This is a genomic window from Ensifer sp. 2TAB8 (genome assembly GCF_052115125.1).
GTDB lineage: Bacteria > Pseudomonadota > Alphaproteobacteria > Rhizobiales > Rhizobiaceae > Ensifer.
Genome location: NZ_JBFRGB010000029.1, coordinates 1 through 15,398 on the forward strand (window position 1 = coordinate 1; position 15,398 = coordinate 15,398).

The following is a 15,398-nucleotide window of genomic DNA, read 5'->3' on the forward strand; positions in this document are numbered from 1 at the left end:
TGGGTGTCGATGCCGCGCTTCTGGCCGTTGCCGAGATCGTGGGTGTCGATGCCGCGCTTCTGGCCGTTGCCGAGATCGATGATCTCCTTCGGTTCGCCGAAATAGACGCCACCGGTCAGTTCGCGCACGATCAGGATGTCGAGGCCCTCGACCAGTTCCGGTTTCAGCGAGGAAGCGGCGGCCAGCGCCGGATAGCAGATCGCCGGGCGCAGGTTGGCGAAGAGTTCGAGATCCTTGCGCAGACGCAGCAGGCCCGCTTCCGGGCGAACCTCATAAGGCACCGCATCCCACTTCGGACCACCGACAGCGCCGAACAGCACCGCATCGGCGGCCAGCGCCTTCTTCATGTCCTCTTCCGAGATCGCCTGGCCGTTGGCGTCATAGGCCGAACCGCCGACCAGGCCCTCGTCCGTCACGAAGCCGGCTGAAAGCTCGGCATTCATATAGGCGATGATTTTGCGGACTTCCGCCATGGCTTCCGGGCCGATGCCGTCGCCGGGGAGGATGAAAAGTTTGCGGGCCATTGTCGGCACTCCTGTGGTTTTCAGTCTGTGTAAAGCGGCAGGGCCGCGTTGATGTTGATGCGGGCTAGGCTGCCTTCGCGCCTTCGATCTGCCCGATGCGCTCACGCAGCGTATTGGCGACAGCCTGCGAGGCCGCAGTCACGCCGATTTCGAGGCTGGCCTTGCCGCCCTCCACCTCGATCGCGAGTTTCGAGACGCTGACGCCGAGCCGGCGAACAATATCGAGCAGGCGGGAAACGATGTTTTCGAGATCACCGCTCTCGATGGTGTAGCGCATCGTGTCGCTCATCATGCGACCTTCGGCCATGGGCGCTGCTCCGGACGCATGATCTCGAAGGCGCGTGCGAGGCGAAGTACGCCGATATCGTCGAACTGCTGGCCGATGATCTGCACGCCGATTGGCAGGCCGCCTGCGGTATAGCCGCAGTTGAGCGAGATTGCCGGCTGGCCGCCCATGTTGACGGCGACGGTGAAGGCGATGTGCTCGAACGGCTTCTGCGGATCGTTGACCGGTGAGGCCCATTCGGCCGGATAGGATGCCGTCGGGGCCGTCGGCGACAGGATGAAATCATAGCCGGTGAGCGCCGCATGCAGCGCGTTGCGCATCGCTTCGATCTGGGCGAAGCCGGTATAGACCTCGCGGCCGTTGAAGTCCTCGGCGGTTTTGATCCAGTCGAAGATGTAGGGCAAGATCTGCGCCTGCTTTTCCGGCGAAAGGCGCGATACGTCTTCCCAGCCCCGCGCCCGCCAGAAGCGGTCGAGGCCATCGATCATTTCGCGCGTCAGGAACGGGCCGATCGGCTCTATGATCGCGCCGGCGTCGGCAAAGAGCTGTGCCGCCTTCTTGACCGCCTGCTCCGTTTCTTGCGTGACCGACTGGCCGAAGCCGGCGTCGAGCCAGAGGCCGATCTTCAGACCCTTCAGATCGCGATCGAGCTCGAGCCAGGGAATATCGGCATAGGGCAGGGACATCGTGTCCCGGGCATCCGGCTGCGACAGCACCGACATATAGAGCGCCGTGTCGGCGACCGTGCGGGTCATCGGGCCGGCGACGCGGCCGATGAAGGGCGGGTTGATCGGCACGCGGCCGGCCGATGGCTTCAGTCCCACGACGCCGCACCAGCCGGCCGGCAGACGGACGGAACCGCCGATATCTGTGCCGATATGCAGAGGTCCGTAGCCGGCAGCGGCGGCCGCGCCCGCGCCGGCGCTCGATCCGCCCGGATTGGCCGAGAGGTCCCACGGGTTGCGGGCGAGCTTGTGGAAGCTGGAAAGGCCGGAAGAGAGCATGCCGTAGTCCGGCATGGTGGTCTTGGCGAGCAGAATGCCGCCCGCCTCGCGGGTGCGGGCCGCCGGCGGCGCGTCGGCCGTGGCCGGCGTCAATGACACCGCGGCGCAGCCGAGCGGTACGGCCGTGCCCTTGGTTGCGATGTTTTCCTTGATCGTTACCGGCACGCCGTCGATCGCCCCCAGTGGCTCGCCCTTTGCCCAGCGTTCCTCCGATGCCTTGGCGGCCTTGCGGGCTTCAGTCGGATCATAGGCCCAGAGCGCGTTCAGTTTCGGTTCGGAAGCGTCGATGCGGGCAATGACGGCTTCGGTGACCTCGACGGGGGAAAGCTTCTTCGAGCGGTAGGCGTCGACAAGATCGACGGCGGAGAGATCGGCGAGTTCGGACATGGGGCACTTCCTAGGCAAGATGGCAGCGGGCGGACCAGGCCGGCGTCACCGGCTTGGCCTCAGGCGTTCGGGTCAGACAGATCTCCTGCCTCACGGGACAGACGGCGGCATAGGCGCAGCCGGCTGCGGTCGTTGCGGTATGGACGGGCGTTTGCGGTGGCCCATCGGAGCGCACGCGCTTGCGGCGCCCGGAAAACGGCTTGGGCACGGCAGCGACCAGCGCCTGGGTGTAAGGATGGCGCGGGTTGTCGAAAACCTCTGAAGTCGGCCCTTCCTCGACGATGCGGCCGAGATGCATGACCGCCACCCGGTCGGTGATGGCGCGCACGACACCAAGATCGTGGCTGATGAAGAGGTAGGAAAGGCCGAGCTTTTCCTGCAGGTCCATCATCAGGTTCAGCACCTGCGCCTGGATCGAGACGTCGAGTGCCGAAACCGGTTCGTCGGCGACGATCAGCGCCGGCCGGGTGATCAGCGCGCGGGCGATGGCGATGCGCTGGCGCTGGCCGCCGGAGAACTCGTGAGGATATTTCTCGGCCGATGCCAAGGGTAGGCCGACCGCCTCCAGCACCTCGGCGATGCGGCGGTTGCGCTCTGTGGTCCCCGTGCCGCGCTCCAGCGAAACGATCGGCTCAGAGATGATCGTCCTGACCGTATGGCGCGGATCGAGCGAACCGTAGGGATCCTGGAAGATCGCCTGAAAGCCCTTGCGCGCCTCGCGCAGTCCGGCGCGATCGAGCGCATAGATATCCTTGCCGGCAATCGAGACCTGGCCGGACTGCGGTCGTTCCAGCCCCATCACGGCGCGGGCCAGGGTCGATTTGCCGGAGCCGCTTTCGCCGACGATGCCGAGGCTCTGGCCAGCGGCCAGTTCGACGCTGACGCCATGCAGCACGCGCAGGCGGCTCTGCTTCGAGAAGATCGACGGGCGCGGCAGATCATATTCGCGCACCAGCTCGGTGGTCTTGAGGATTACCACGCTCACGATGCCACCATCCTTTCGCGCGGATGAAAGCAGGCGGCGCGATGCTCGACATTTTCATCGGTATTGATCAGGCCCAACGCCGGGATCGCCTGACGACAGTCCGGTTGGGCGTAGGAGCAGCGGTCGGCAAAGGAGCAATGCAGTGGCCGTCCGAACGGGTCAGGCACGATGCCGGGAATGGCGTTCAGCCTTGGCCGCCCTTCGCCTGAATGTCGCGGGGCGAGTGCTGCGCCATGCGGCGACGCGGCGAAAAGGCCGCGTGCATAGGGATGCGCCATGCGGGCAAAGACATCGTCCGTGCGCCCGGTTTCGATGATCCTCCCGGCATACATGACCGCGATCCGGTCGGTCATCTCCGAGACCACGCCGAGATCGTGGGTGATCAGCATCAGCGCCGTGCCGGTGTCTTCGATGAGTTCGTCGAGCAGGTCGAGGATCTGCGCCTGCACGGTCACGTCGAGTGCGGTCGTCGGCTCGTCGGCGATCAGCAGGTCCGGCTCGCAGGCGATCGCCATGGCGATCATCACGCGCTGGCGTTGACCGCCGGAGAGCTGGTGTGGGTAGAGGTCCAGATCGAAGCGCGGCGCCGGTAGGCCGACGCGGTCGAGCAGCGCGCGCGCCTTCTTCTCGGCATCGGCTTTCGTTTCGCCGAGGTGCAGCCGCCGACCCTCGGCGATCTGCGCGCCGATCGACTTGACCGGATTGAGCGCGGTCATCGGTTCCTGGAAGATCATCGCCATGCGCCGGCCGCGATAGCCACAATAGTCGGCTTCGCCCAAGCCCGCGAGATTGCGGCCGTCGAAGGAAAGTTCGCCGCGCACCCGCATGCGCTGCGGCAGCAGCCCCATGACGGCAAGGGCGGTCATCGACTTGCCGCTGCCGGATTCTCCGACGATCCCAAGCCGTTCGCCGCGATTGAGCTCGAGGTCGATGTCGCAGACGATATCAACCGTGTTCTTGCCGGCTGCGAGTTCGACCGACATGCCGGCCATCTGAAGCAAGGGTTTCGTCATCTTTGCCGCCTCACGCGCGGGTCGAGAATGTCGCGCAGGCCGTCGCCGAGCAGGTTGAGGCCGAGCACGGCGAAGGTGATCGCCAGTCCCGGGAAGATCGCGAGCCACGGCGCCTGATAGATGAAGGTCTGGGCGTCATTCAGCATCTTGCCCCAGCTCGGCATCGGCGGCTGCGTGCCGAGGCCGACATAGGAAAGGCCGGCTTCGGCGACGATCGCCAAGGCGAACTGGATCGTCACCTGGACGAGCAGCACGTGGTTGATGTTGGGCAGGATGTGCAGAAACGTGATCGCCACGTCGCCGCGGCCGGCGCAGCGCGCGGCCTGCACATATTCGCGTTTCCACAGACCCATCGAGGCGCCGCGGGTGACGCGGGCAAAGACGGGGATGTTGAAGATGCCGATTGCGATCATCGCATTGGTCGCACCGGGGCCGAAGATCGCGGTGATGATGACGGCAGTCAGAAGCGCCGGAAAGGCGAAGGCAAGGTCGCTCATGCGCATGACGAGACCATCGATCCAGCCACCGCGGGCGGCCGCCCAGGCGCCGAGGGGCACGCCGATACCGGCGCCGACGAGAACCGCCACGATCGAGACGCTGATGGAGTTGCGGGCGCCGACCATGATCATCGACAGGATGTCGCGGCCGAAATTATCGGTGCCGAACCAATGGGCAAGGCTCGGACCCTGCAGCTTGTCGCGGAAGTTCATCGCCGTCGGCGAATAGGGTGTCCAGACATAGGAGACGAGCGCCATCGCCACGAGGATGACGGTAACGGTGGCGCCGATCGTCAGGTTTCGGCTGCCGATGAGCTTGGAGAAGAGGCTGGGTTGCGCGGCGGCTGCTTGAGCGGACATCAGTGGCCTCCCCTCGACAGGCGCGGATCCAGATAGCCGTAGACCAGATCGACGAGGAAATTGATGGTGATGACCGAGGCCGCAAGCAGCGTCACCAGCGTCTGCACCGTCACCAGGTCGCGCTGGGCGATCGCCTGGAAGACGAGGCGGCCGATACCCGGCAGGTTGAAGACGTTTTCGATGATGATCGTGCCGGCAAGCAGGAAGGAAAACTGCAGGCCGATGATGGTGACGACCGGAATGAGGGCATTCGGCACAGCGTGCTTCCAGAGTGCTCCAGAACGGCTGAGCCCCTTGGCGCGGGCGGTGCGGATGAAATCTTCGCCAAGCGTTTCGATGACGGCCGAGCGGGTGACGCGGCCGAGAATGGCGGCAAGCGGCAGGCCAAGCGCGAGCGCCGGCAGGATGAGCGAGTGCAGGCCGTTCCAGATGCCGCCTTCCCAACCGGCAAAGCCGGAAGCCGGGAACCAGGCGAGCTTCAGGGCGAAGAGCAGGATGAAGAGCAGAGCAAGCCAGAAATTCGGGATGGCGACGCCGACCTGGGCGATGCCCATGACGACGGTGTCGCCGGCCTTGCCGCGGTTGGCGGCGGCATAGACGCCGATGGCGATGGCGACCACGACCGAGATCGCCATCGAGAGCAGCGTCAACGGCAGCGTCACGAGGATGCGGGGGCCAAGCAGCTCGCGGATCGGCACGGAATAGGTGAGGCTCATGCCGAAATCACCGACGACGAAGCCGCCGATCCAGTGGAGGTAGCGGATCCAGATCGGTTGATCGAGGCCGAGCTGCCGGTGCAGCGCCGCGATCGCATCTGCGTCGGCATTCATGCCGAGCATCAGCACGGCCGGGTCGCCGGGCAGCACCTGCATCAGCAGAAAGACGATGACTGAGGCGACCAGTGTCGTCAGCAAGAGCGACACGAGGCGACCGCCAATGAAGGAAATCACATCAACCTCCCGGAATGAGCAAGCGTTGATCGGTGCCGGGTGCGGCGATCAACGGCAGATCTGCGTCCACTCCCTCAGCGAAGGAGCGGATGCCAGAGCGGGGTGCGGTTTTCCGGCCGCATCCCGCTCAATGAAAGTCGATCAGTTTTCCCAATAGGTCTGGGTCTGGTCGTCGGCCGGTACCGGCATGTTCTTCCAGAGGCCCTTCACCTTCTTGTTCCAGACGCCGATCTTCGGCAGCGCGTAGAGGAAGACGTTCGGTTCGTCGGCTGCCAGCTTGCGCTGGAGCTGGCCGATCAGGTCCATCTGCTCGGCCTCGGTCGAGGCAAGCGTGTAGGACTTGTAGAGCGCCTTGTATTCCGGGTTCTGGTAGTTGAAGTAATACTTGTCGCGGGCATAGATATCGAGGTCGCGGGCTTCGGCATGGGCGATGATCGTCGCGTCGAAGTTCGAGTTCTTGAACACCTGGTCCAGCCATTGTGCGAACTCGATCGGAACGAGGTTCACCTTGATGCCGACTTCGCTGAGCATGGCCGCGATGATCTCGCCGCCACGGCGGGCATAGGCCGGCGGCGGCAGCATGATGGTGATTTCGAGGTTCTGAACGCCTGCTTCCTGCAGCAGTTGCTGCGCCTTGCCTGGGTCATACGGGTAGGTTTCGTTCAGATCGACATAGCCGGGCTCGACCGGCGAATAATGCGAGCCGATGGTCGTGCCGAAGCCCGAATAGGTGCCTTCGACCAGCGCCTTGCGGTCGATCGCATGGGCGAGCGCTTGGCGGACGCGTACGTCGTCGAAGGGCTTCTTCGCATTGTTGAGCGCAAGCACCACCTTGCCCGAGGTGCTGCCGACCTCGACCTGCAGGTTCGGGTCGCTCTGGAACTGGCTGACCAGTTCTGCGGCCTGGAACATCGGGAATGCGTCGACATTGCCGGCAAGAACGGCGGCGGCGGCAGCCGACGGGTCGCTGATGAACTTGAACGTCACTTCGCTGAGCTTGGCCGGTTCGCCCCAATAGTCGGCGTTCTTTTCAAGAACCACCTTGTCGCCCTTCGCCCACTCCTTGAACTTGAACGGGCCGGTGCCGACGGGCTTGGTCTTGTTGTCTGCGGCCGACGACGGCGCGATCATCACCGCGTCGCCCCAGGCCATGTTGAACAGGAAGTTGGAGGCCGGGCGCTTCAGCGTCACCACCGCGGTCGCCGGATCCGGGCATTCGGTCTTTTCGATCGGCTCGAACAGGCCCTTCTGGGCGTTGGTGGAATCGGCCGAGACGGCGCGCTCATAGGAGAATTTGACCACCGAGCAGTCGAAAGCCGTGCCGTCGTGGAACTTGACGCCCTGGCGAAGCTTGAAGCTGTAGGTCTTCTGGTCGTCGGAGACCGTCCAGCTTTCGGCGAGCAGCGGCTTCACCGTGCCGTCTTCGACCACGCGGACGAGACCTTCGAAGAGGTTGCCGTAGGTGATGTAGCGGATCGGTGCGGCGGCACCCGCGGTCGGGTCGAGGCCCGGCGGTTCGAGCACCTGGCCGACGGTGATCGTATCCTTGGCCATTGCCGGCGTCAGCGACGCGGCGATGAAGCACGAGGCAAGCGCCAGTTTCGTCAAGTTCATCATGGTTCCCCCGCTTTGCGGTTTCGTTGTTTATGGTCCCAGAAATCGGATCGAAGCAATCAGATCGAGCGTCCGCCGTCGACATCGAGCGCCACGCCGGTGATCATCGACGCCTGTGGCGAGGCGACGAAGAAGGCGGCCTCGGCGAGATCTTCCGGCTTCAACAGGCGTCCGAGTGGAATGGAATCGCGGAACTTCTTGCGAATTTCCTCGGTATCCTCGCCCATGAAGGTCGAAAGCAGCGGCGTTTCGCCGGCAACCGGATTGAGCGCGACGACGCGGATGTTGAAGGGCGCGAGTTCGATCGCCAGCGCCTTGGTGGCGGAGACGACCCAGCCCTTGGTCGCGTTGTACCAGGCAAGGTTCGGACGCGGCCGGTTGGCGCCGGTCGAAGCGATGTTGACGATGACGCCGGACTTGTTTTCCTTCATGTGCGGCAGCAGCGCCCGCGTCATCAGATAGACGCCGCGCACATTGACGCCGAGGATGCGGTCGAACTCGTCCGGTTCGACCAGTTCGGCGTTTTGCGGCTTGTGGCCAATGCCGGCATTGTTGATCAGGATATCGACGCGGCCGAACTGTTTGAGGCCTGCGGCAACGGCAGCCGCGACATCCGTCTCCTTGGCGATATCGGCAACCACGGGAAACGCGTTCTTGCCGAGTTCCTTGGCGACGCGCTCGGCGCCTGCTGCATCGCGGTCGACGACGATGACCTTGGCGCCGCCTTCGATGAACCGCTTCGCAATGCCCTCGCCGAAGCCGGAGCCTGCGCCGGTGATGAGAGCGACCTTACCTTCTAGTGACACGTGTAGTTCCTCCCGAGGAGACTTAGATCATGGGTTAGAGCGGGATGCGGGCGGAAAACCGCACACACTTTTCCTCATCCCGCTCTAGCCGTGGTAGACAGAGATGGTTTTCATGCTGGCAAAGCCGTAGAGGGCCTCGAAACCCTTCTCGCGGCCATGGCCGGATTTCTTGACGCCGCCAAAGGGCAGCTCGACGCCGCCGCCGGCGCCGTAATTGTTGATGAAGACCTGGCCGGCATGGACGGCGCGCGCCATGCGCAGCTGTCGGCCGCCGTCATTGGTCCAGACGCCGCAGACGAGGCCATAGTCGGTGCCGTTGGCAAGCCGGATCGCCTCCTCTTCACCGTCGAACGGCATGATCACCTGCACCGGGCCGAAGATCTCTTCCTGCACCGTGCGGTGTTCATGCGGCACGTCGCGCAAAAGGGTGGGGGCGACATAGGCGCCCTCGGTGGGCGCGTCTGCGACGATCTCGCCCTGCGCCGCGACCTTCAGGCCATCCTTGGCCGCGTCTGCGAGGAAGCCCTCGACGATCGCCTTCTGCCGCTGCGAGACGACCGGGCCAACCGAGAGATCGCTACCGGCCGGACCGACCTTCAGCGCGCGGTATCGCTCGCTCATCCGCGCCACCACCTCTTCGTAGACAGCGCGTTCGACCAGGATGCGCGATGAGGCCGAGCAGGTCTGGCCGGCATTCTGGATGCCGGCATTGACGAGGAAGGGGACCGCGCGGTCGAGATCCGCATCGGCAAAGACGATCTGTGCGGACTTGCCGCCGAGTTCCAGCGTCACCGGCACGGCGTTCTTTGCCGCTGCCGCCTGCACCATTTCGCCGGTGCGGACCGAACCGGTGAACGAGATGTGGTTGACGTCGGGATGTTCGGAAAGGGCAGCCCCTGCCTCCGAGCCGAAGCCGGTGACGATGTTGAGGGCACCCGACGGCAGGCCTTCTTCTTCGGCGATGCGGGCGAATTCGAGGATCGTCAGGCAAGCCTCCTCGGCCGGCTTGACCACGGCCGCGTTGCCCATCGCAAGGGCCGCACCGAGGCTGCGGCCGAGGATCTGCATCGGATAGTTCCAGGGGATGATGTGGCCCGTGACGCCATGCGGCTCGTAGACGGTCAGCACGGTGAAGCCGTTCTGATAGGGGATGGTGTCGCCATGCACCTTGTCGGCGGCGCCGCCGTAGAATTCGAGGTAGCGGGCGAGCGCCACGACGTCGGCGCGCGCCTGCGTCAGCGGCTTGCCGACATCGCGCGCCTCGAGCTCCGTCAGAAGGTCGATGTTGCGCAGCACGCCCGCCGAAATCCGGGTCAGCACCCGACCGCGCTCGGTCGGCGTCAAACGCCCCCAGTTACCGGAAAGCGCTGCCCGTGCCGAACGAACGGCGAGATCGATATCGTCCCGATTTCCGCGGGCGATGCGCGCGAATTCCTGGCCGTTGGATGGGTCCCGCACGGCAATGAACTCGCCGTTCGTTGCGTCCTGCCACTTGTTCGCGATGAAATTGCCGTAGCTCTTCACAGTCATGCCTCTTTGTCAGTCCCGCGCTCTTCAAGCAGCGCCTTCAATCTCATGGCCGTCGCGTTGATGTGGGCGCGCGACAGCTTCTCGGCTTCATCAAGGTTCCGTGCGGCGATCGCCTCAACGATCAGCCCGTGTTCGGCGACGGCCGTGCTCGCCCGCTCGCTGGACAGCGAAAAGGCCGGCGCAAACACCTGCGAGGTCATGCGCAGCAGCGGTCCGAGTGGCGCCAGCGACGCATTGCGCGAGGCGGCAACAATCGCCTCGTGAAAGACGACATTGGATTGGGTGTAAGCACCCGGATCCCAGTTTTCGACGATCTTGCGCTGGCGCTCGACCTGTTTCGCCAGGTCCTTGATTTCGGCCGTGGTTGCGCGTTCCGCGGCGTTGCGGGCAGCCACCCCGTCCATCGCCTCACGCACCGCATAGGCGTCCAGCAGTTTCGGCAGGTCAGCGGTTGCGACCCTGACACCGCTGCCCGGCTTGTTGACGACCAGCCCGTCGCGCTCCAGCACGCGCAGGGCCTCGCGCAGCGGCGTGCGGCTGATGCCGAACTCGGCAGCGATCTTCTCCTGGCGGAGCGTCGCGCCGGGCGCATAGACACCAGCATAGATGCGTTCGCGAAGTGCCTGTGCCACTTCGTCGAGAAGGCGCGATTGGCTTCGCCATTCGAAGGATTGGTTCATGGATCCCTCCCAAGATCGACGCAAATTGTATCCAGGATACAGACGGTGTCAATCGGGGAGTGAGCGGCTAGACGCGATAGCGGACCGAAACAGGGATAGTGCTACGTCTCCCGGCCTTCTTGTCCGGGCGACGCGTTTGTGCTGGACCATCTGCCAGGCGATCAACATTCCCTTGGCTGAACGCGAAGCCCCGCCGAACTTGAGACGCTCGCTGATGAACAGTTCGAGCCCGTTTCAGGGCTCGATGTCGAGCTCGGGATAGCGGCGAAAGATACCGTCCTCGTTGAAGGCGAGCCGCCGCGGGGAAGCGAGATAGGCGGCGAGTTTCGGCCTCGCTTTCACCGAGGCATGCAGCTTCTTGAGGTTCGGATACCGAGCCTCATAGTGCCGCATTGCCTTGGCGAAGGCATAGCGCAATCCTTCGATCACCTGGAACAGCGAGAGGTCGACATAGGTCAGGCCATTGCCGACGGCGTGGCCGCTGCCATCAGGGTTTTGCGCGAGAACGCGCTCGAAATAGCCGAGAAACTTGGGGATGCGGTTGGTGACGAATTCGGCCGCGCGGGCCTTGGCCTCTTGCTTCTGGTCTTCGTAATATTTCGAGGTCGCGATCGGGTGGTGGGTATCATGCACTTCGGCGACGAAATCGGTGATGGTGAGCTGCAGGCCGTTGGCGAACCAGCGAAGCGGCTCATCGTCAGGCGCGAGGCGGAGTTTGGGGCCGAGGTAGAAGAGAATGTTCGCCACGTGCGAGACGATCTGGTCGCCATCCCTCAGGAACGGCGGCGCGAAGGGGATGTGCGCTTCGGTGGCGCTCTCCATCAGCCTCATCATCTCACCGGTGCCGCGGCCCGGTTCGCGCGTGACGTCGACATAGTCGGCCCCGGCAGCTTCGAGCGCGAGGCGCACGAACTCTCCGCGGCCCTGAATGCCGTCCCAATAGTACAACTCATAGGTCATGGAAGCCTCGATCCGGTTCGATATCCGATGGATATAGGCTCGCGAAGGCTCACGGCGAGGGCTGGATCGCCGTTGGGCGCCGCACTCTGTCGGGCGGGCCAGGACCCATGCTATGCATCTGGGATCAAGCAGGGGATGCCAGGGTGAGCAAGCCGAACTATCGCGACATCGCCGCGCTCGCCGGTGTGGGAACGGCCACGGTCGAGCGGGTGCTCAACGGGCGCGGCGGCGTTCGTCCGGACCTGGTCGAGAAGGTGGTGGTTGCCGCGCGCACGCTGAATTATCCGCGCACGCTGCCCGATACGCATCGTGGGCTGCTGCGCATCGACGTGCTGATGGTCCGCCCCGAAACGACCTTCTATCGCCGCCTCTCCAAGGCGTTCGAAAGGATCGCCGAGACACTCGATCCGCTTGTCGTCGTGCAGCGCAGCTTCACCGAGGAGATGAAACCGGACGAGATTGCGCGGCGAATCCTTTCGACCGAGGTGCCGCGTGCCGGCCTGATCCTCGCCGTGCCCAACAGCCCACTGATCAGCGCCGCGGTCGAAGCCGTCGTCGCGCGCGGCGTGCCGGTCATCCACGTCGTGACGAGGGCCTCCGAGAAGCAGGGCGAATTCGTCGGCATCGACAACCATGCGGCCGGACGAACGGCAGCCCTCTTCATCGCCCGCATGGCGCAAAGGCCCGGTCCGGTCGTCGCGCTCTGCCATCCGATCTATCAGGTCCACCGCGATCGTCTCAGCGGCTTTTCGGCCTATTTCCATCAACACCCGGGCGAGCGCCGGTTCGAATGGCTGGGCTTCACCCGCGACGAGGAGCACTACAGCGCCGAAGCGTTGCGGTCCGCGCTGGATATGTACCCGGATATGGCCGGGCTCTATAACGCCGGCGGCGCCAACGCCGCCCTGATCGATGTGCTTCGCCGGCATCCGCGCGGAAGTGAGATCTTCTTCGTCGGCCACGAACTGACCGACTATACGCGCAAGGCGCTCGCCGACGGCATCATGGACGTCGTGCTTGACCAGGCACCCGAGGCGCAGGCCCGCCGCTCGCTTGACCTGATGCTGCGCCGGATCGGGCTTTCCGAGATGGAGCCGGACACGGCTCCCATTCGCTTCATCACCATCACGGCCGAGAGCCTTTGATCTGATTTGATCAAACAAGGTTTCGCGGTTCAGATCGCCTCCTGCTAGATTTTTGTCAAGAAGGAGAACGCGGATCCGACGGACCCGAAAAGCAACCTCCTTCAAAGGATTTGGGCGGAACGCACGCGGTCCGCCGGGAGGAGAGCGCCATGGACGACTTAAAATACGGGACGCGCAACAAGCGCGGCGACTGGGCACCGAACCAGCCGATCGAGACGGCACCGCTGTTTGCTTTTCCGCCCAGGCTGCTGGCGCTCGTAAAGTGGCTGCCGCACTATTTCTTTCCGTGGAATGCGATCTTCGCGGCTTCCGCCGTGGCCTATTGGGCCTGGTTGATCCCGCCGGTCGAGACGATGCAGACGCTCGGTATTGGCTGGATCGCCTGGCTTTACGGGGTGAACGCGGTCTGCGTGTTCCTGTTCTACGGTGCTTTCGAGCTGCACCTCTATGTGCTGAAGCGGCAGGAAAACCGCTTCAAGTACAATGGCAAGTTCCCGGCCGAACAGAAGAGCAAGGCCTTCTGGTTCGAAAGCCAGAACCTTGACAATTTCCTGCGCACGTTCCTTTCGGGCGTGACCATCTGGACCGCCGTCGAGGTCGGTATGCTCTTCGCCTATGCCAATGGCTATGCGCCGTGGCTGACTTTCGCGGAAAATCCGTGGACGCTCGCTCTGGTCGCGCTCGTCGTGCCTGTTATCCACGAGTTCCACTTCTTCTGCATCCACCGGCTCATCCACACGCCGCTCCTCTATAAGTGGGTGCACTCGGTCCACCATAATTCGGTGAACCCGTCGCCGTGGTCGTCACTGTCGATGCATCCGGTCGAACACCTGCTCTACTTCGGTACCGCCTTCTATCACCTGATCCTGCCGTCCAACCCGATCCTGATGCTCTACCAGCTTCACTATGCGGGCTTCGGCGCCATTCCAGGTCATGTCGGCTTCGACAAGGTCGAGGTCGGTGAAGAGACCCTGGTCGATAGCCACGCCTATGCGCATTACCTGCACCACAAGTATTTCGAGGTGAATTACGGCGACGCCCTGATCCCGCTCGATCGCTGGTTCGGCACCTGGCACGACGGTTCGGCCGATGGCGAGGCCCGAATGCAGGAACGTTACCGCAAACGCAAAGAGAAACTCGCAGCCCGCAAGGCACGCAACACCATCGGGGAGGCAGCAGAATGAGCGATCTATCGACCTGGGTACCAGCCTGCAAACTGGAGGACATCGAACAGGAAGGCGCGATCCGCTTCGACCATGCCGGTCGCACCTACGCCGTCTACCGCGGCCCGGACGACAGCGTCTATTGCACTGCCGGCCTCTGTACCCATGAGGCGATCCATCTCGCCGATGGCCTCGTCATGGATTACGAGGTGGAATGTCCCAAGCATTCCGGCGCCTTCGACTACCGCACCGGTGAAGCCCTGAGGCTTCCCGCCTGTGAAAACCTCAGGACCTACCCCGCCGAAGTCGTCGACGGAGAGGTCCGCGTGGCCCTCGGCTAGAGTTCCACTCGGCATTGAAGGCCCGTCGGGCCTCCGGAATGCACGCGGGTGGTCCGGCACCCTTTTGGGAGGAAATCATGAAATCCATGTACCTGGCGGCAGCGCTTGCCGCCTTGATGGGAAGTGCTGCCTCTGCGGAGACGATCGGCGTCTCGATGCAGAGCTTCGACAACAACTTCCAGACGCTGCTGCGCGAAGGCATCAACGCGAGGGCATCGGAGACAGGCGGTGTCAGTGTCCAGATCGAGGACGCCCAGACCGACATCTCCAAGCAGCTCAACCAGGTCAACAATTTCATTGCCTCTGGCGTCGACGCGATCATCACGACGCTCGCCGACACCTCGGCGGCTCCGGGCATCAGCGAGGCGGCAGAGAAGGCCGGCATCCCGCTTGTCTATCTCAACCTCCAGCCCGATAATGTCGCCAGCCTGCCGCAAAAGCAGGCCTATGTCGGCAGTCGCGAAACCGACTCCGGCAAGCTGGGTGCGGAAGCTGCCTGTTCGCTGCTGAAGGAAAAGGGCAAGGCCAGTGATGCGCAGGTCTATATCCTGATGGGCGACCTCGCCCACCAGGCCTCGCGTGGCCGGACCACGTCATTCAAGGAGACGCTGGCTGCCGGCGACTGCAAGGGCGCGACCATTGCCGACGAGCAATCGGCCGCCTGGACGCGCACCAACGCGATGGACCTCACCACCAACTGGATCACTGCCGGTCGCCCGATCGATGTGGTCTTCGCCAACAACGACGAAATGGCGATCGGCGCCATCCAGGCGCTGAAAGCCGCAGGTGTTTCGATGGACGACGTGATCGTCGTCGGCATCGACGCGACCCAGGATGGTCTCGCCGCCATGGCGGCCGGCGATCTCGATGCGACGGTGTTCCAGAACGCCAAGGGCCAGTCGGCAAGCGCGCTCGATGCCGCCGTTGCGTTGGCACGCGGCAAGCCGGTCGAACGGGAAGTGATGGTTCCCTTCGAGCTCGTCACGCCCAAGAACATGGCCGACTACACCACCCGCAACTGATCCGCCTGCTGCATGTTTCCTTTAATCGGAGCCGATCAAGGGACAAAAACAAGCAGGAATTCAAAGTTCTACAGCGACCTCTATGCGTCTGATAGGACGCGCGGCGCTGTGGGCCGGCGCATTTCTCCTGC

Annotated in this window: 16 protein-coding genes; 4 read left to right on the top strand and 12 right to left on the bottom strand. The window is 63.8% G+C overall.

Going from position 1 to position 15,398, the window contains the following annotated elements; genetic code table 11:
* The 12 genes from AB4Z53_RS30100 to AB4Z53_RS30155 form a co-directional block, all read right to left on the bottom strand.
* The coding region (locus AB4Z53_RS30100) for an isocitrate/isopropylmalate family dehydrogenase (protein WP_441599088.1) at nucleotides 1–524 on the bottom strand (524 nt) is incomplete at its 3' end.
* Between the two features lie 64 nt (nucleotides 525–588).
* Complete coding sequence (locus tag AB4Z53_RS30105; RefSeq protein ID WP_441599089.1) at nucleotides 589–831, bottom strand: hypothetical protein; 243 nt, start codon at nucleotides 829–831, stop codon at nucleotides 589–591.
* A complete protein-coding gene (locus AB4Z53_RS30110) occupies nucleotides 813–2,201 on the bottom strand; it encodes an amidase (RefSeq protein WP_441599090.1) in 1,389 nt (462 codons plus the stop codon). Before AB4Z53_RS30110 ends, AB4Z53_RS30105 begins: the two co-directional genes overlap by 19 nt.
* 10 nt (nucleotides 2,202–2,211) lie before the next feature.
* Nucleotides 2,212–3,186, bottom strand: coding sequence for an ABC transporter ATP-binding protein (locus AB4Z53_RS30115; protein ID WP_441599091.1), 975 nt, complete (start codon nucleotides 3,184–3,186; stop codon nucleotides 2,212–2,214).
* Nucleotides 3,183–4,199, bottom strand: a complete 1,017-nt coding sequence (locus tag AB4Z53_RS30120; RefSeq protein ID WP_113540773.1) for an ABC transporter ATP-binding protein — start codon at nucleotides 4,197–4,199, stop codon at nucleotides 3,183–3,185. Before AB4Z53_RS30120 ends, AB4Z53_RS30115 begins: the two co-directional genes overlap by 4 nt.
* Nucleotides 4,196–5,056, bottom strand: coding sequence for an ABC transporter permease (locus tag AB4Z53_RS30125; protein WP_441599092.1), 861 nt, complete (start codon nucleotides 5,054–5,056; stop codon nucleotides 4,196–4,198). The genes AB4Z53_RS30120 and AB4Z53_RS30125 overlap by 4 nt, the downstream gene beginning before the upstream one ends.
* A complete protein-coding gene (locus AB4Z53_RS30130) occupies nucleotides 5,056–6,006 on the bottom strand; it encodes an ABC transporter permease (protein ID WP_441599093.1) in 951 nt (316 codons plus the stop codon). Before AB4Z53_RS30130 ends, AB4Z53_RS30125 begins: the two co-directional genes overlap by 1 nt.
* Nucleotides 6,007–6,147: 141 nt before the next feature.
* A complete protein-coding gene (locus AB4Z53_RS30135) occupies nucleotides 6,148–7,623 on the bottom strand; it encodes an ABC transporter substrate-binding protein (RefSeq protein WP_441599094.1) in 1,476 nt (491 codons plus the stop codon).
* 56 nt (nucleotides 7,624–7,679) lie between these two features.
* The gene (locus tag AB4Z53_RS30140; RefSeq protein WP_113540777.1) at nucleotides 7,680–8,426 is read right to left on the bottom strand and encodes a glucose 1-dehydrogenase; all 747 of its coding nucleotides are present in this window, start codon (nucleotides 8,424–8,426) and stop codon (nucleotides 7,680–7,682) included.
* Nucleotides 8,427–8,510: 84 nt separating this feature from the next.
* A complete protein-coding gene (locus AB4Z53_RS30145) occupies nucleotides 8,511–9,956 on the bottom strand; it encodes an aldehyde dehydrogenase family protein (protein ID WP_113540778.1) in 1,446 nt (481 codons plus the stop codon).
* Complete coding sequence (locus AB4Z53_RS30150) at nucleotides 9,953–10,636, bottom strand: GntR family transcriptional regulator (protein ID WP_113540779.1); 684 nt, start codon at nucleotides 10,634–10,636, stop codon at nucleotides 9,953–9,955. The genes AB4Z53_RS30145 and AB4Z53_RS30150 overlap by 4 nt, the downstream gene beginning before the upstream one ends.
* 234 nt (nucleotides 10,637–10,870) lie before the next feature.
* Entirely contained in the window at nucleotides 10,871–11,596 is a 726-nt protein-coding gene (locus tag AB4Z53_RS30155; protein ID WP_113540780.1) for a glutathione S-transferase, read from the bottom strand.
* 143 nt (nucleotides 11,597–11,739) lie between these two features.
* Here AB4Z53_RS30155 and AB4Z53_RS30160 point away from each other — a divergent pair, with 143 nt between their 5' ends.
* From AB4Z53_RS30160 to AB4Z53_RS30175, 4 genes are all read left to right on the top strand, one after another.
* Nucleotides 11,740–12,741, top strand: a complete 1,002-nt coding sequence (locus tag AB4Z53_RS30160) for a LacI family DNA-binding transcriptional regulator (RefSeq protein WP_441599095.1) — start codon at nucleotides 11,740–11,742, stop codon at nucleotides 12,739–12,741.
* Nucleotides 12,742–12,890: 149 nt separating this feature from the next.
* Nucleotides 12,891–13,925 carry a sterol desaturase family protein gene (locus AB4Z53_RS30165; RefSeq protein WP_441599096.1) on the top strand — a complete coding sequence of 345 codons (1,035 nt, stop codon included), beginning with the start codon at nucleotides 12,891–12,893 and terminating at the stop codon, nucleotides 13,923–13,925.
* Entirely contained in the window at nucleotides 13,922–14,245 is a 324-nt protein-coding gene (locus AB4Z53_RS30170) for a MocE family 2Fe-2S type ferredoxin (protein ID WP_113540783.1), read from the top strand. Before AB4Z53_RS30165 ends, AB4Z53_RS30170 begins: the two co-directional genes overlap by 4 nt.
* Before the next feature lie 77 nt (nucleotides 14,246–14,322).
* Nucleotides 14,323–15,267, top strand: coding sequence for a substrate-binding domain-containing protein (locus AB4Z53_RS30175; protein WP_441599097.1), 945 nt, complete (start codon nucleotides 14,323–14,325; stop codon nucleotides 15,265–15,267).
* Nucleotides 15,268–15,398: the final 131 nt, after the last annotated feature.

What these genes read in the sequence shown, in the direction of transcription:
- AB4Z53_RS30105 (WP_441599089.1), bottom strand. Translation starts at nt 831, where the DNA reads ATGGCCGAAGGTCGCATGATGAGCGACACGATGCGCTACACCATCGAG.
- AB4Z53_RS30110 (WP_441599090.1), bottom strand. Translation starts at nt 2,201, where the DNA reads ATGTCCGAACTCGCCGATCTCTCCGCCGTCGATCTTGTCGACGCCTAC.
- AB4Z53_RS30120 (WP_113540773.1), bottom strand. Translation starts at nt 4,199, where the DNA reads ATGACGAAACCCTTGCTTCAGATGGCCGGCATGTCGGTCGAACTCGCA.
- AB4Z53_RS30125 (WP_441599092.1), bottom strand. Translation starts at nt 5,056, where the DNA reads ATGTCCGCTCAAGCAGCCGCCGCGCAACCCAGCCTCTTCTCCAAGCTC.
- AB4Z53_RS30135 (WP_441599094.1), bottom strand. Translation starts at nt 7,623, where the DNA reads ATGATGAACTTGACGAAACTGGCGCTTGCCTCGTGCTTCATCGCCGCG.
- AB4Z53_RS30145 (WP_113540778.1), bottom strand. Translation starts at nt 9,956, where the DNA reads ATGACTGTGAAGAGCTACGGCAATTTCATCGCGAACAAGTGGCAGGAC.
- AB4Z53_RS30150 (WP_113540779.1), bottom strand. Translation starts at nt 10,636, where the DNA reads ATGAACCAATCCTTCGAATGGCGAAGCCAATCGCGCCTTCTCGACGAA.
- AB4Z53_RS30155 (WP_113540780.1), bottom strand. Translation starts at nt 11,596, where the DNA reads ATGACCTATGAGTTGTACTATTGGGACGGCATTCAGGGCCGCGGAGAG.
- AB4Z53_RS30165 (WP_441599096.1), top strand. Translation starts at nt 12,891, where the DNA reads ATGGACGACTTAAAATACGGGACGCGCAACAAGCGCGGCGACTGGGCA.
- AB4Z53_RS30170 (WP_113540783.1), top strand. Translation starts at nt 13,922, where the DNA reads ATGAGCGATCTATCGACCTGGGTACCAGCCTGCAAACTGGAGGACATC.
- AB4Z53_RS30175 (WP_441599097.1), top strand. Translation starts at nt 14,323, where the DNA reads ATGAAATCCATGTACCTGGCGGCAGCGCTTGCCGCCTTGATGGGAAGT.